Consider the following 14,579-nt stretch of genomic DNA (forward strand, 5'->3'; position numbering starts at 1 on the left):
AGCCCGGCCGGAGAATCTCAAACATCGACGGATGTCACAACGAGGCACTGCCGCGATCCTCCGTCGCTCCCGTTCCGGCGCCCCTCCACGCCTGCGTAGGCGCCGCGTCCGGCCTGGCGCGGGCGGCTACTCGGGCCGTTGGGTCCGGGCGTTGTGGGCGAGGCCGTCCGGATGCTCCGTCGTGCGCTCTCCCAGGGGCAGAAGCACTACGCACAGGACGGTCGGTGCGCGGAGGATCCGCCCCGCCTCCTGCCAGCCCCAGGTCTCAAAGGCGGCACGGGCCGGACGGTCGGACTGATCCACCAAGGTGACGCCGAGCGAAGCCTGATCGTCGGCGAGCAGACGCTCCTGCAGGCGGCGAGCGAGCCCGTGAGCGTGCTCATGCGGATGGACAACGGTTTCAGTGATGGCGAAGACATGGCCGGAGGCGGTCAGTTGCTCGAGGTTCTGCGGCAGAGGTCCCTCGAACTCCCGCCACCAGGAGCCGTCGCGCGGCACGGGGAATCCGAAGACACAGCCGGTCAGGGACTGCGCCTCGGCGACCAGCATGTCGAATCCGGGCTGTTGTACGTCGTGTGCCAGACGGCGCAGGAACTCCTGCCGATCCTGGAATTCCTGGCCGGGCGGGGTGGCGGAGGACTCCACGTAGAGATCCGCCAGGTCCTCTCGCATCCCCTCGGCCTGCCAGCGGTTCAACCGGCGCAGCCGCACCGTGTCCATGGCGGACGGCTTCGAGCCTTCGGGTTCGTGGGGTTGCCGCGGAGTCTGCATGGGGCGCCTCGGTTCAGGAGACCGGAAACGTGCGGGAGTGCCATCGTGGCCGATGGGCGGTGCGGCGCCTGGGTCTGGGACGTCTGTTCAGCAGCATAGCCCCCGACCGGTGCCGCGCCGGGGCTCGTTGGGTGCGGGGGGCCACTGTGGCGCCGGCGGATGGACGGTGACGGCGCCGGCCGGCTTGTCCAGGGCGGTGAGGAACACGGCGACGCGCCGGGGTGGGCGAAGGGACGGCCGTCGCCGACGGCGCGGATGTCGGCCGGGGCGTCGCCGCGCCCGTTGCTTTCGCCCGCAACCAACCCCGAGCAGCCGCAGTTGCGTTGTGCAGACCCGTTTGAGAACGGCATGCCGGGCACTCGTCCGCTGTGCTTCAGACCGGAGGCACGCCCGTGGGAGCAGCTGTCGCTGCTCCCCAATGTGCTGCGGTCTGCCGGCTCCCACGGTGAGCGACGCCACCGATCAGGGAGACACGTGCCCATGTCGTACGAACGCACACAGATGACGTACGCACGTGAGCAGAGCCCACGAAGCGCAGACCCCTACGACGACGCCCCGGACACCGCTGCCGCGTTCCGCCGTATCGCCGCTCTCCCGGACGGTCTGGAGAAGTCCGCGCTGCGGCAGGAGGTGGTGTGCGCCTGGGCGCCGATGGCCGTACGGCTCGCCCGGCGCTTCCGAAATCGCGGCGAGTCCTTCGAAGACCTCAAGCAGGTCGCCCAACTGGGGCTGGTCAAGGCGGTGACCCGCTTTGACCCGAGCCGCGGCACCGCCTTCCCGAGCTTTGCCATACCGACGATCCTCGGCGAGGTGAAACGACATTTCCGGGACCACCTCTGGGGCGTGCATGTGCCGCGACGTGTACAGGAGTTGCGCGGCCGGGTCCGCACGGCCGGCCATGAGTGCGTTTCGCTCTACGGCCGCGACCCCTCCGTCCGCGAGATCGCCGCGCACACCGGCCTTACCGAGGCGGAGGTGCGGCTGGGCGAGGGGGCGCTGGAGAGCTTCACCTCCCTGTCCCTGGACGCCGTACCCGGCCGCTCTGAGCACAGCCACCCGCTGACCGACACCCTTGGTGCCACGGAGCCCGGCTTCGACCTGATCGTCAACCGTGAGGCGCTCCGCCCGCTGCTGCGGGCACTGCCCGAACGCGAACGACAGATCCTCTACATGAGGTTTTTCTGCGAGATGACGCAGGATCGGATCGCCCTGCAACTCGGTCTCTCGCAGATGCACGTCTCCCGTCTGATCACCCGCACCTGTGCGCGCCTGCGCGACCAGGTGATGGCCGAGGCCCACGATCGCAGGAGGGCGGTGTGACGACGTCCCTGGTGGCTGAGCCCAATGGCCTCCGCTGCGCCTACTGGCGCCGCCCGATCAGGCCGTGCAGCACCCAGCAGTGGTTGCGCACCGCAACAGTCTTGTGCCGGGGACGCCCAACTGCCCATCGCCGACGCCATCACCAAAGTGTTCAGGCCGGGCCCCTGCGGCCGTGCAGGCTGGTGGCCCTGCCGTGACGCCGGTCAGGCCCCCAGACCGGTGAGGGGTTCGGATCCGCTGATGAGTGCGCGGGCCACGTCGGCCAGGCGCCGGTTGTGGGCGCGGGCGTAACCACGCAGCGCGGTGAACGCCTGCTCCATGTCGATGCCCTGGCGTTCGGCGAGTTTCCCCTTCGCCTGTTCGATCAGTACCCGGCTGTTCAACGCCGCCTGCAGCTGTTCGTTGAGCATGGTGCCGCGGTGGACTGTGCGTTGTTGCAGCAGGCTGATGGTGGCGACGTCGGCCAGCGCCTGGGCGATGAGTGTGGCGGGCGGGTCGAAGGGGCCGGGGGCGGCACGGAAGAGGTTCAGGGCGCCCACGGTCTCGTCCCGCAGGCGCATGGGCAGGGCCTGGACGGCCCCGAATCCGCTGCGGTGGGCCGCCGTGACGAAACGCGGCCAGCGGTCGACCTCCCGGGTCAGGTCGTGGATGATCACCGGTGCGCCGGTGCGGAAGCACTCGAGGCAGGGGCCTTCGTCGTTCTGGAGCTGGAAGAGCTCCAGCAGTCGCACCTGTTCGTCGGAGGCGGCCATGACGCGGAGTTTGCCGTCACGGTCGGCGAGCAGCACCCCGGCGGCGCTCGCGTCGAGCATGCCCACGCAGCGGTCGGTCAGCAGGCGCAGGAAGTCCATGAGGTCGAAGTCGGCGACCAGATTGTCGGCCAGCTCGACGAAGGTCTTGGCCAGAAGCTGTTGATCCATCGTGGGCACCCTCGATTGAGACTAATCCCTGTCTGAAGGGGCGGGAAGTACGGCATGTTCGTCGGTCGGCACCCATGCGTCAGGTTTCCTCTCCGGCTTCCAGGGCCGCGTCGGCGAACACCGTCCAGCGGTCCTGCAGGTCACGGGTGAGCAGATCGGGTGTCAGGACGGCCGAGCCGTGCAGGAAGGCGTCCACGCAGGGCTCCTCGCCCAGGGTGAGCTGGAGCTCTTCCAGTTGCTCGCTGATGTCGTCGGTGCTGCACAACGGATGGCTCGGCGCGGACCGGGACATCGCCGACAGCCCGGCCCCGCCGACCGGCAGCGCGGCCACGGCCGCAGTGCACACGTCCACCACACCGACCCGGGCACCATGCCTGACCGCCTGCTCGGCCACCAGCATCCGAATGCGGACCGACCGCCTGTCAGGCCCCACCCGGGCCACCGCCTCCACGCGTCACGACAAGGCCGTCCACCCTCGCCCCGGTTCGTTCCCCGACGGGAAATACCAGCGCGCGGAACGTGGTGGGACCGGCCGGCCTGCGAAGCTCTCCGACGTCCGTCCACCCCCAGGAGCGAAGCGCAGCGAGAGTAGGGCGATCGGCCCGGTCCACCAGCGTGGCGCCGACTGATGCCTGGTGGTCGGTCAGCAGCCGCTCCAGCAGACGACGGGCCAGAGCCCGGTCCTGCGGGTGCGGCCGGACCATGATGTCGCCGAACGCGAAGACGCTGCCGGACACCGTGAGTTGATCGATGCGGCACGGCAATGCTCCCTCGAAGTCGAACCACCAGGAGCCGTCGCCGCGTATCGGGAATCCGAAGGCGCATCCCATCAGTCCGTCCATCTCGCCGATCACCATGGCGAATCCCGGCCGGCGCATGTCCGTGGTGAGACGGGCCAAGAAGTTCTGGCGGCCGGGACGGCGGTATGCGTCACCCGGCGCCGTTACGCGGGACTCCCCATACAGATCCGCCAGTTCTTCACGCAGGCCCTCCACCAGCCAACCGTTCAGCCGACGCAACCGCACCGGAGCCATGGCGGAGGGCGCACCTTCCGCCGGCTTCCGTGACTGTCCCCGCCCGGGTTCGGCCGTCATCGCGCATCGCCCGAGAGAACAGGCGCAAGTGGGACAGGCCCGTGCGGCGAGGCTGGAACGGGCGTGGCCGGGGTGTCCACGAGAGGAGGTGGCTCGTGTCCGAACGGTAGGCCGAGGAGCAGGAACCCGCAGCCGGCGAGGTCGAGAATCCGAGCCAGCGTCGGTGGCGGATGGTGCAGTCGCAGGGTCCCGCCGACCACGGTGGCCTGCTGCGCGGCGCGGAGGAATGCGCTGAGTCCGGTGCAGTCGCAGAAGGTGACGGAGATGAGGTCGACGTCGATGGCGCGGATACCGTCCCGCAGACACCGCTCCAGGGACGCGCGTACCAAGGGCACGGATTCCAGGTCGATCTCACCGGACAGGGTGATCAGCGCCCGATTCTCTCGGTCCTGGCGGTACACGGTGAGCTGGGGAAGGGGCATGACGCCTCGGTTCAGAAGACCCTCCGGCAGCGGGCGCGGTGGTGCCGGAGTCCCGGCATCCTGGGCGTCCTCCCGGCAGGGGCGTACGTTCGGCGGAGGCGGAGCAACGGCCGGTCCGACAGCCTGCGCGGCAGGACAGAGGACCCACCCAGTTCCCTCCAGGGATGCGCCGGGTGACAGACGAACAGTCCGCACCCCGCAGCCATCTGTGTTCAGCAACAGCATGACGCCGGGGTCTGGGACGTTCGTACAGCAGCGTAGTCCTCGCGTCGTGTGGTGGACGGTCCGAAGCCGCCCAATCCCAGGATGTGGACAGTGCAGAAACGCGGTGGCGCGCGCATATCCGAGGCATCGCACGGTACGTGAAGCACTCAAAAGCGACCGCCCGAGTACGGCACCACGTGCGCCGGCCCAGAAGATGGCTCGCATGACGGAGCCGAACAGTTCCCCCTCGCGGCAGCCCGATCCAGAGAAACCCCGCACTCGCCCGGACCGACGGCGTTCGTGACGGGTCGGCACATGGCCCAGGCACGAGAGGGCGAGGGAAGCGGGATCCACCTGGACTTCGGGATCTCGGGAAGGCGCCCGACACCTCGCGATGGCTCCGCGTTCAGAGTCCGGACCAGATGAGGGAACGCATCACCTTGCTCAACGGCGACGTCATTTCCCCGGGCTCACTGGGACAGGTGCGACCGGGCGGCGTCATCCTCACCACCCTGCGCGCCAGGATGGACGACGAACCGCTGAAGGACTGGGCGGAACGCCGTGACGCGGACACAGCAGCTCCCGGGCCGCGCTGATCTATCAACACATGACCAGCGACCGCGACCGGGCCATCGCCGACCGGCTCGGCGCCATGATCCGGGGTGGTGGGGGAGCGACCTCCGACGCCTCCGGCGAGGACTCTGCAGGCCCGTAGTGGCCCGCCCTGAAACGCCGAAGGGCCAGCCTGGGAGGAAACCCCTCCTGAGCTGGCCCTTTTCTCTGTGCCCCCGGCAGGATTCGAACCTGCGACACCCGCTTTAGGAGTTCGATCCGCTCCCGCTCCCGCTCCCGCTGCGGCCGTCGGCTGGTGCGACGGCCGGACAGAGCCGCTGGGGTACGCCCGTGTCCGGCGTCGTTGATGTCAGCCACGAATGTCGAAGCCTTCTGATCCGTAGCTCTACAGCGATCTGTCATCGGAGGTCATACAGGCTGTGCGGAGAGCGGTGAGGGCCAGTGTCGGGCGCTGCTGGTTGCTGGGGTTGCTGTACCTCTTCGCTGTATCGGGCGGGACAGTCGAGATGGCGGGACAGCCTTGATGAAGTGATCAGCCTCTGACGGGCGGCTCCCAAAGCCCCAGCCGTTGGAGCCGGCCCTGCCTGGCGCGTTCGCCCAAGGCCGTAGGTCCCTCCGGTGCCGCTGACGGTGTGAGCCACGGTTCTCCCTGTCGCGGTAGCCGTCGCCGGAGAGCTGCTCTCGAGCTGTCCCAGAGCGTAGGTACAACCATTCGGCCGCCGCGTACGTCGTAGAGCGCAGTCGATCAGATCAACAGGTCGCTCACAGCACGATCTCGACAACGGAGACCCATGCGCGCCAGACGTACCGCCCTCGCCGCTGCCGTGGCCCTCGCGGCAGCGGTCTGCACACCGCTCCTGACGGCCCCCGCGGCGTCGGCGGCCCCCGCCAAGCTGTCCGACGACTTCAACGGCGACGGCTACCGCGACTTCGTCATGCTCGGCGGCTCGCACGGCAAGGACGGCCGGGTCACCGTCGTCTATGGCACGTCGACCGGCCCCGGCACCCGCGTCCAGACCATCCACCAGGATTCGCCCGGCATCCCCGGCGCGGTGGAGGAGGACGACTGGTGGGGCGCCGCCGCCGTCACCGCCGACCTCGACCGGGACGGCTACGCCGACCTGGTCGTCTCCTCGCCCGGCGAGGACGTCGGCACCATCCAGTCCCGGGGCGGGCTGACCGTCGTCTGGGGCAGCGCCAACGGTCTCGGCTCGGGCACGGTCTTCAACTCGCCCGTCCCGCAGGAGTACGAGAACCAGGGCGACCACCTCGGCGAGGACGTGGTCTCCGGCGACTTCGACGGCGACGGCGACCCGGACCTCGCCGTGACCAGCAACAGCCGGGCGGGCGTGGTCCTCCTGAAGGGCCCCTTCACGCGCACCGGCGGAAAGAGCGGCTGGGATTCCCTGGGCGGTGGCTACGGCTATCTGCACGCCCCCAACCTCGTCGCCGGCCGGGTCACCGCCGACGCCGCGACCGACCTGTACATGCTCGGCTTGGATCTCCAGGCAGGCAATGACATCAACCTGCGGGCCTACTTCCACCGCGGCGGCAGCACCTTCACCCAGCGTGCGGGCGAGGTGCTGGTGCCGGACGACGGCGGCCACCAGGGCGGCGACATCCTCGCCATCGGCGACTTCGACAAGGACGGCTACGGCGACCTCGCCATCGGCCGCGGCTACGAGCCGGGCGACGGCGAGCGCGGCTACGTCACCGTCCAGTACGGCGGCTCCGGCGGCCCCAACACGGCCCGCAAGCCGGTGAAGTTCAGCCAGAACACCACCGGAGTGCCCGGCTCCTCGGAGAACGAGGACTACTTCGGCTCCGCCATCGCCGTCGGCGACGTCAACGGCGACGGCTACGCGGACCTCGCCGTCGGCGCCCGCGGCGAGGACATCGGCACCAAGCGCAACGCAGGCTCGGTCACCGTCCTGCTCGGCCGCGCGGGTGGCCTGACCGGCACCGGCGCCAAGTCCTACACCCAGGACACCTCCGGCGTCGCGGGCGCCCCCGAGACCGATGACCAGTTCGGCGCCTACCTCAAGCTCACCGACTACACCCGCGACGGCCGCGCCGACCTGATGATCGACACCAACGAGCAGCTGGGGTACGAGGACCGCTGGGGCCTCGTCCACCAGCTCAAGGGCTCCACGTCGGGCATCACGACGACGGGCTCCAAGACGTACTCCGTGACGACCCTGAAGCTGTCGTATGCGCGGCTGGGCGGCCCGTTCGCACGCTGACCGCTGACCGCTGACCGCTGACCGCTGACCGCTGACCGCTGAGGAGCGATCCAGAGCCAGCCGCCATCTTCAAGTTGGAGGGAGAGTCAACACCTGCCTCAGGCGGTGTAGCCGGTGGATGCTGTCCGACGAGGGCACGGGTTGTTCAGGGGGCGGCGAGGGGCCGGAGTGAGGTACAGGCGGCGTCTCGTCAGACCTTCTCGACTCGCACGGGGCGTCCCGCGAGGAGTTGATTCATGTCGTCGGTGTCGGAGGTGAAGACGGTTGCCTGAGCTCCCTGCACGGCTTCTCGCCCGGCCACAGCCGCCAGAATGGCGTCGACGGCGTACTTGTGCCCATGCAGGCCGGCTGCATGGTTGGGGTTGGCGTGGTGGCGGGTGTGTTTGTCCTGCCACCACCCGTATCCCATCCCGATACCGGCACCGGCGATCCGTCCGGACACCTCGCTGGCCCGGCGTCGGCGGAACACCTGACGGTGTGCCGCGTCATGGGCGAGCAGGGCGACCTGACCGAAGACCACGGCCAGGAAGACGGCGACTGCCAGCGTCCACCAACTGTCGCCGATGAGTGCGACGGCGGCCCACCCACTGACGTAGAGGCCGGCCACCACTGTGATCCGCAGTGCGTAATAGCCGGGACGGCGTCCCATCAGGCCGACATCAGCGATCTTTCTCGACAATCGGGCGAAGTCACTGCCCGACGTCTCCGAGGGCGGGGGATGGACCATGATGTTTCTGTTCATGATGGTGAAACGCTCCCCCAAGGATGTAGATGGCTCTGCGCCGCCCCGGGAGCCGCTGAGACCGTGCCTAGGTAGGGATGCGCTGCCCCCTGAGGGAAGCGCATCGCGCGACCTTGGAACAAGGATGACGTCTGCTTCGAGTGCAGGCCCTCTATCTGAGTGCGATCTCCCTGCCGGGCATGTCTCACACCGTGACAGGACAGGCAGGGCTTCTGGAGCGGTCCGCGCGCTTTCATGGCAGAACCGAGGCCAGCCCGTGAGTGGGCCGGACTCAGCGAGGCGGGCACCGGCGAGGGCGGTAAACTGGTTGATTTGTCCGTAAATGTTGCGATAGATGGCCGGGAGGAGTCAGAGTCGGAGGGGGACAGGAGGCGACCGTGACCGTCCTCGCGATGTTTCTTCTCATCATCGGGACCATCCTGATTCTGCTTGGGACGCTCCTGGGCATCCTCGGGGCAATCGTGATCCTCATGGGGGTCGCTCTGATTGCCATTGCGGCCTTCCTGCTGATCCGGAGAGCGCTGAAGCCTCGACAGTAGAAATGGCAAGGCCGAGGCGGGTGTCTGCGTGTTCGGGGCCAGGCGGTGGCCGCGGTGCGGCCTGCGCCGAGGGTGAGGCCGGAGAAGTGGGACCGGCATCAGGCCCAGCGCGTCGAGCCTGCCGTTGACGTCTGGCTAGGCTGCGGTTTCTGTGATGAGGACGGCGGTGGTCACCGGGCCCGGGGTATTACTGGTGGCTTCGCTGGCTACCGCTGCCCGGACGGCGCGGGCGACTTCCAGTGGATGGTGTCCGGAGGCGACCGCGAGGTGGACCTCGATGTGTCGGCCGGGTGGATCGTCATGGTTCTCCACCTTGACCGGGTGGCTTCCCAGCATGGTGGTGAGGCGGGCGACGCCCGGAACGGCCGCTGCGACGTCGGCCAGCTCACTGATGGGCCCCCGCATGGATCCTGTTCCGGTCGCCGGGGCCGAGCTTCGCGCGGCTGCGGCTGCGGCTTCCGGCGGGGGCCTCATGGCCTTCTCTGCGGTCCGCGGCTTCACGCCTGTCTCCGGGCCCTCATGGAGATCGGTGACGCGCAGGTCGGCTGTCACGGTGGCCAGGCCGAGCCGTTCGGTGGCCGCGTTGAGCAGTGTGCTCCTCAACTGGTCCGTGGTCTCAGGCAGTGGCTGCCCGAGGGATGCTGTAAAGGCGGCTTCGATCCTGAGCGGGCCGGGTGGTAGCGCGCTGGCCGGCGGACGGACGGCTGGCTCGGATACGGGCTCGAGCGGTGCCGACCCGATGCGCAGGGTCTCCAGCCGGACACTGGGAATCTCAGCGGCCGCGCGCCCGAGGGCCCGGACGGCCGCTTGCTCGGTGATCCATGTCCCGTCGTCGGGCCCGCCGAGCGGGAGCAGTCTGCCCAGGTCGAGTTGATGCCGTACTGCCTGCGTCCACGCCTCGGTTTTCACCGGCCTCTCACCCTCCTTCTCCATGGCCGCGGGTTCTCTTCCTGCCGCACTGCGGAGCCCGGAGTGTCCGCGAGGGCTCCGGGCAGGGACGCTCGGGCCCCTCGTTGGACCACTCCGCCTCACAGTATGCATATCGAGCAAAACGCCCTAACGAGAATATAATCTTAGTAAAGGGTGCAAAGTGGGCTTCTTGAGGGAGGGGTGACCTCGATGACCTCGATGACCTCGATGACAGAGAACACCGGCGTAAGGCAGGGCGTCGCGCCCGGTTCTCGCGGCCGGACGACCGTCGCCGATGTGGTGGTGGAGAAGATCGCGGGAATGGCGGCACGGGACGTACGCGGCATCCATGCCCTCGGCAGCGGATTCGCGCGCTCGATGGGGTCCGTGCGGGAGCGCATGCCTGGTGCCGGTAGTGGCAAGTCCGTCACGCGCGGGGTCAGTGTCGAGGTCGGAGAGCTGCAGGCGGCCATCGATCTGGAGCTCGTCGTCGAATATGGCGTCGCGATCACGGACGTGGCCGCTGCGGTGCGGGAGAGCGTGATCTCCGCGGTGGAGCGGATGGCGGGTCGGGAGGTCGTGGAAGTCAACATCATGGTCAGCGACGTGAAGCTGCCCGACGAGGAGGACGAAGGGGAGGAGCGGCAGCGGATCCAGTAGCCGGGGCGGCAGCCCGCTTGAGTGAAGGAGCGCGAAATGAGCAGGGCCGTGGTGGGCTTGATGGCCGGAATGGCGCTGGGTTTCGCCGCGTATTTCGGTGACTTCTGGGCTTTCGTGCTGGTGCTGGGGCTGGGTGTCGTCGGTCTCGTGCTCGGGCGTTTCATGGAAGGTGATCTCGAGCCGGGCGATTTCGTCCGCCGCCGGGATCGGCAGGAGCGGATTCGTGACGACCGGCGGCGGACTCGGGGGGACTGGCGGCAGTGACCGGTGAAGTGGATCGGCGTCCGGGTGTCCCCCGTGGGGAGCGGGGCGCGATCACCGTCGCCGACCGGGTCGTCGCGAAGATCGCTTCCCGGGTGGCGCGTGAGGCGCTGAGCAGGTTCACCGAGCCGACCGGCCACGTACCACCCGGCCGCCGCACGCCACACGTGAACACATCCGTGCGGCGGGCACCGGAGCGGAACCCCGCAGGGCCGGACGCCGAGTCTGCCGACAGGCGGCAGGCGGTGCTCGGCGAGGCGCGGATGCGTATCACCGTCGAGCTCGGCTATCCGTCCGACATCGGGGCGCAGTGCGCCGCGGTGCGCCGGGAGGTCACCGAGCGGATCAGGGCATGGGCCGGCATGGAGGTGTCCGACCTCGTGGTGACGGTCGAGAGGCTGCACTCGGCGCATACGCGGCACACGGACGGGGAGAGGGTGAGATGAGCGCGAACACCTGGCGGCAGCCGACCGGCGACAGCGCCCCTCCCGCCGATTCCGGACCGGCGGCTCCGTCCGCCGACGACCCCCCGGGGACGGGCGCGGATGCGACGGCGGCGAGGGACGAATCAGGCCGGCCGGCGCGCCGCTTCTGGTCGGCGCGGCGGATTCCCGCCGCCGTGGTTGCCCTGCTGTCCGCCGCGGCCACGGGACTGCTCCTGTACGACGTGGTCTCGGTGCGGGCAGGCCGAAACGCGATGCGCTGGCGGCGGCGGCTCGCCGAGGAACTGGCCACACGGCCACTGGACGACACCTGGATGATCGTCGGGGCCGCCGTGGCGATGGCCCTCGGTCTGTGGCTCTTCCTGCTGGCGGTGACGCCGGGTCTGCGCAGGCTGCTGTCCATGCGGCGGCCCACCGGCATCCCCAGGACGGAGGAGGTCCGCGCCGGGCTCGACCGCCGTGCGGCCGCCCTGGTTCTGCGCGACCGGGCCGTGCAGGTACCCGGTGTCCGGTCGGCACGGATCGCTGTCGGCCGGCGGAAGGTCAAAGCCCGGGCCCGGGCACATTTCCGCGACCTTGAGGAGGTCCGCGCGGACCTGGACGCCACGCTGGGGGAAACCGTGAGGTCCTTGCGTCTCGCCCGGCAACCCACGCTGACCGTGCACGTCCGGCGCCCGAAGGACTGAGGCGATCCTGATGCTCAAGACAGTGAACCGGGTGCTCCTGGGGCTTCTCGGCCTCGGACTGTTCGCCCTGGGCGGCGGCGTCCTGCTGGGCGGGCTGGATCTGCAGCGCCACTGGGATTTCGGCATGCCGGGCTGGTGGCCCTTCCTCGGACCGGACGATGTGGTGCTGGGCATCGAGGGACGCACCCGGTGGCGGGACGAGGGCTGGTGGTGGCCGACCGTCATCGCGGTGCTCGCCGTGCTGCTGGCCCTGCTGCTGTGGTGGCTCCTCGCGCAACGCGCACACCGCCTGGGCCAGGTCCTTGTCGACAGCGAGGACGGCGCGGCGGCCCGACTCAACGGCCGCACGCTGGAGGACGCCATCGAGCAAGAGGCGCAAGCCCTGGACGGGGTCTCACGGGCTCATGTACGGCTGACGGGCCGACGTACCGCTCCCACCGCACGCGTACGGCTGCTGCTGGAGCCTCACGCCGATCCAGCGCGGACTCTGGGACACCTGAGCCGGGAAACGCTCGCACACGCACGGGACTCGGCCGGCCTGGACCACCTCCCCTCGAAGGTCCGACTCCGGGAAGCCCGCCACCGCGCCCGACGCACCGCCTGAGATCCCTGGGCCAAAGCGGATGCCGCCGCTGTTTGGTAGCGGCCTGTGTGCAGGGGCCGTCACGTACCACTCCAAGGCCGACGCGACACCGAGCACAGTCACAGCGTGTCCCGCCGTACTCGAGAGGCCACGCAGATCCCGCGCAGTTCCTTGCCGGAGGCATCCCGTCATGGTCCTCTTCCTGACCCTGCTCATCGCCGGAATCGCGCTCGGTGTACGCGTTGCGTGACCGCGGGTTGGTGACGGTCAATGCGGTGATGCGGGCGTCCGGGTGCGGGTCACGCAGGCCGGGGGCTTCTATCTTGAGCACGGCCATCACCTGGATCACCCGGATCACCTGGATCACCCGGATCACCCTGACCACGCCGATGGTGACACGGGGGCGCTTCCGGTCGGGGAAGGCCAGGTGCCGCCTCAGTAGCTGGCGACAGCCCCCGCTCCGCGGCAACGGGCAGAGCCCAATGCCGTACAGCGAGAGGCCCGTCGCCCGGGTCGCGGCGTGCCAAGGCGAGGGACCTCGTCGAGCGGCTTGTCGCCGAAGGGCGCGTCACGATTTCTGAGCCCGACGAGGACGAGCTGACGGAGTGGCGACTCGTCATCGACTGCGCGAAGCGGCACGGCCTGCCCCGCAGGGCAAGCGCATCGCCCGCCACCGGTCCGAGTGCCCGCGCAACTCGTTCCCCACACCCGGTTGCGGTGGCTCTGCGGGATGACGAGGGGCGGCTGGCGATGCCGTCCGCGCTCGGGCGGGCGCTACTGCTGTTCCAGGGTTTTGTCGCGGAAGCCGTACGGCGGGGACACGGGATCAAGGATCACCCGGTCGCCGATCACCATCGCAGCCGTACGTACACCTACAACAGGCAGCATTTCCCCTCGCGCTACTCGCGACACGAAGGCGAGCTGGGTGTGCTCGTCTGCGGGTTCACCTACGCCGTCACGGTCCAGCAGGAATATCCGCAGTTCCCTGATCCGGAGCGCTCCGGGAAGCTCGTGATCGAGCTCGGCTACAGCACGTCCGGTCGGCAGTGCACTTGGGCTGATCGCAAGCGCTCGGTTGCCGGAGGACATCCTCGGCGGGTGCTCCGGGAGATCGAGATCCAGGCTGTGGAGGATGCTCAGCGCAAGGTCGACAGGAGCGGGCCAAGGTCCGCCGCTGAGAGCCGTGTCGTTGTCTCTGCTGGTACTGGTGTCGCATTGTCGGGGAGCCTGCGACCGAACGGCCCGCCTGACGTTTTCCAGCAGAGGCTCGCCGACCAGGTGGAACCGTGCCAGGTGCGGTGGCAGGCCCGACTTGCGGTGGCAGGCCCGACTTGCCGTGGAGGAGCCCGCCCGCCGGCCAGGCGATCCACGCGACGCGAGGCCCCTGTAGACCTGCGCGTGGACAAACATGCCGAATGCTGAATAATCGGATATAAGTGTGCATTCTGTGGGAGGGGTCGGGAGGTGACAGAACGAGATTCGGGACGCCTCGGGAAGACCTCGCAGACGACACGTGGCCAGAGCCTGAAACGATCCGACGCGAGTGCGGGGTCTCCGGCAGTGCATCGATCCGATGCAGGAGGAGACAGACACCATGAAGAACGGTCAGGTACCAGTAGCCCTCGCCAGCGCCTACCTCCTCGGACGCTCGCACAAGATGCGGTGGGCGCTGCCGCTTGCCGGCATAGCGGCGGGCAGTCGCCTCCGTTCTGGCGGCGGCGGGATAGGGGCAGATCTCCTGAAGTCCCCCGAGATCAACAAGCTCACGCAGACCTTGCGTGACGAGTTGCTGTCGGCGGGCAAGACGGCCGCCGTGGCTGCGGTCGGCAGTCGCATCGACTCATTGAGCGACCGGATGCAACGACGAGCTTCGTCGCTTCGCGCCGGACCGGAGGCGGAGGAGCCCCGCGACGAGGAAGAAGAGCCGCGCGGCGAGGAAGAGGAGGAAGAGGAGGAGCCGGGCGAGGAAGAAGAGAAGGAAGAGCCGGCCGAGAAGGCCAAGCAGCGGGAGAAGGGGCGCTCTGCGCAGACCCGGGCCCCCAGCGGCGGCCGTACGAGGACGCGGGCCACTCTTCCCGCTGCGGACAAGAAGAAGACCCGCGGGAGCAACAGTAAGAGCACGAGCCGCAAGACCGCCAGTAGCCGCAGGACCGCGAGTTCCGGGTCGTCCGGTAGTGGCGGGTCCGCACAGCGAGGCCGAGGGTGATGA

At 69.1% G+C, this 14,579-nt stretch carries 17 protein-coding genes and 1 pseudogene; 10 read left to right on the forward strand and 8 right to left on the reverse strand.

From position 1 onward, the window contains the following. Positions 1-126: 126 nt before the first annotated feature. Positions 127-771, reverse strand: a complete 645-nt coding sequence (locus JIX56_RS27040; RefSeq protein ID WP_257544344.1) for a hypothetical protein — start codon at positions 769-771, stop codon at positions 127-129. Between the two features lie 480 nt (positions 772-1,251). Between JIX56_RS27040 and JIX56_RS27045 the strand changes: the two genes are divergently transcribed. After that, complete coding sequence (locus JIX56_RS27045; RefSeq protein WP_443031887.1) at positions 1,252-2,091, forward strand: SigB/SigF/SigG family RNA polymerase sigma factor; 840 nt, start codon at positions 1,252-1,254, stop codon at positions 2,089-2,091. Between the two features lie 203 nt (positions 2,092-2,294). Here JIX56_RS27045 and JIX56_RS27050 read toward each other — a convergent pair whose 3' ends face one another. The 4 genes from JIX56_RS27050 to JIX56_RS27065 all read right to left on the reverse strand — a co-directional run bounded on the left by JIX56_RS27050 (position 2,295) and on the right by JIX56_RS27065 (position 4,527). After that, positions 2,295-3,011 (reverse strand): GAF and ANTAR domain-containing protein, encoded by a 717-nt coding sequence (locus JIX56_RS27050; RefSeq protein ID WP_257544345.1) that lies wholly within the window; start codon positions 3,009-3,011, stop codon positions 2,295-2,297. A gap of 79 nt (positions 3,012-3,090) precedes the next feature. Then, positions 3,091-3,444 carry a hypothetical protein gene (locus JIX56_RS27055; RefSeq protein ID WP_257544346.1) on the reverse strand — a complete coding sequence of 118 codons (354 nt, stop codon included), beginning with the start codon at positions 3,442-3,444 and terminating at the stop codon, positions 3,091-3,093. Then, a complete protein-coding gene (locus JIX56_RS27060) occupies positions 3,434-4,045 on the reverse strand; it encodes a hypothetical protein (protein ID WP_257544347.1) in 612 nt (203 codons plus the stop codon). The genes JIX56_RS27055 and JIX56_RS27060 overlap by 11 nt, the downstream gene beginning before the upstream one ends. A gap of 56 nt (positions 4,046-4,101) precedes the next feature. Next, complete coding sequence (locus tag JIX56_RS27065) at positions 4,102-4,527, reverse strand: STAS domain-containing protein (protein WP_257544348.1); 426 nt, start codon at positions 4,525-4,527, stop codon at positions 4,102-4,104. A gap of 626 nt (positions 4,528-5,153) precedes the next feature. Here JIX56_RS27065 and JIX56_RS27070 point away from each other — a divergent pair. Then, positions 5,154-5,327 carry a hypothetical protein gene (locus tag JIX56_RS27070; protein WP_257544350.1) on the forward strand — a complete coding sequence of 58 codons (174 nt, stop codon included), beginning with the start codon at positions 5,154-5,156 and terminating at the stop codon, positions 5,325-5,327. Between the two features lie 768 nt (positions 5,328-6,095). Continuing rightward, positions 6,096-7,547: an FG-GAP and VCBS repeat-containing protein gene (locus tag JIX56_RS27075; RefSeq protein WP_257544351.1), complete on the forward strand. Its 1,452-nt coding sequence runs from the start codon at positions 6,096-6,098 to the stop codon at positions 7,545-7,547. Positions 7,548-7,899: 352 nt separating this feature from the next. On the opposite strand, the pseudogene JIX56_RS27080 reads toward JIX56_RS27075, so the two are convergent. Next, positions 7,900-8,289, reverse strand: a pseudogene (locus JIX56_RS27080) (fatty acid desaturase family protein); the annotation flags it as partial. Positions 8,290-8,666: 377 nt separating this feature from the next. On the opposite strand from JIX56_RS27080, the gene JIX56_RS27085 reads away from it, so the two are divergent. Beyond that, on the forward strand, positions 8,667-8,828 hold the full coding sequence (locus JIX56_RS27085; RefSeq protein ID WP_257544353.1) for a hypothetical protein: 162 nt from the start codon (positions 8,667-8,669) through the stop codon (positions 8,826-8,828). Positions 8,829-8,963: 135 nt separating this feature from the next. On the opposite strand, the gene JIX56_RS27090 is transcribed toward JIX56_RS27085, so the two are convergent. After that, the gene (locus JIX56_RS27090; RefSeq protein WP_257544354.1) at positions 8,964-9,737 is read right to left on the reverse strand and encodes a hypothetical protein; all 774 of its coding nucleotides are present in this window, start codon (positions 9,735-9,737) and stop codon (positions 8,964-8,966) included. Between the two features lie 228 nt (positions 9,738-9,965). On the opposite strand from JIX56_RS27090, the gene JIX56_RS27095 reads away from it, so the two are divergent. The 5 genes from JIX56_RS27095 to amaP are packed head-to-tail and all read left to right on the forward strand — an operon-like array spanning position 9,966 to position 12,391. After that, positions 9,966-10,397, forward strand: a complete 432-nt coding sequence (locus tag JIX56_RS27095; RefSeq protein ID WP_257551139.1) for an Asp23/Gls24 family envelope stress response protein — start codon at positions 9,966-9,968, stop codon at positions 10,395-10,397. A gap of 36 nt (positions 10,398-10,433) precedes the next feature. Continuing rightward, a complete protein-coding gene (locus tag JIX56_RS27100) occupies positions 10,434-10,661 on the forward strand; it encodes a hypothetical protein (protein WP_257544356.1) in 228 nt (75 codons plus the stop codon). Beyond that, positions 10,658-11,104 carry an Asp23/Gls24 family envelope stress response protein gene (locus JIX56_RS27105; protein ID WP_257544358.1) on the forward strand — a complete coding sequence of 149 codons (447 nt, stop codon included), beginning with the start codon at positions 10,658-10,660 and terminating at the stop codon, positions 11,102-11,104. Before JIX56_RS27100 ends, JIX56_RS27105 begins: the two co-directional genes overlap by 4 nt. Next, positions 11,101-11,787 (forward strand): alkaline shock response membrane anchor protein AmaP, encoded by a 687-nt coding sequence (locus JIX56_RS27110; protein WP_257544360.1) that lies wholly within the window; start codon positions 11,101-11,103, stop codon positions 11,785-11,787. Before JIX56_RS27105 ends, JIX56_RS27110 begins: the two co-directional genes overlap by 4 nt. Before the next feature lie 10 nt (positions 11,788-11,797). Beyond that, positions 11,798-12,391, forward strand: coding sequence for an alkaline shock response membrane anchor protein AmaP (gene amaP, locus JIX56_RS27115; protein WP_257544362.1), 594 nt, complete (start codon positions 11,798-11,800; stop codon positions 12,389-12,391). Between the two features lie 753 nt (positions 12,392-13,144). Here the strand turns inward: amaP and JIX56_RS27120 are convergent. Next, positions 13,145-13,459, reverse strand: coding sequence for a hypothetical protein (locus tag JIX56_RS27120; protein WP_257544364.1), 315 nt, complete (start codon positions 13,457-13,459; stop codon positions 13,145-13,147). A 505-nt stretch (positions 13,460-13,964) separates the two neighbouring features. On the opposite strand from JIX56_RS27120, the gene JIX56_RS27125 reads away from it, so the two are divergent. Further along, the gene (locus tag JIX56_RS27125; protein ID WP_257544366.1) at positions 13,965-14,576 is read left to right on the forward strand and encodes a hypothetical protein; all 612 of its coding nucleotides are present in this window, start codon (positions 13,965-13,967) and stop codon (positions 14,574-14,576) included. The last annotated feature ends 3 nt before the right edge of the window (positions 14,577-14,579 follow it).

The organism is Streptomyces sp. CA-210063, assembly GCF_024612015.1.
GTDB lineage: Bacteria > Actinomycetota > Actinomycetes > Streptomycetales > Streptomycetaceae > Streptomyces.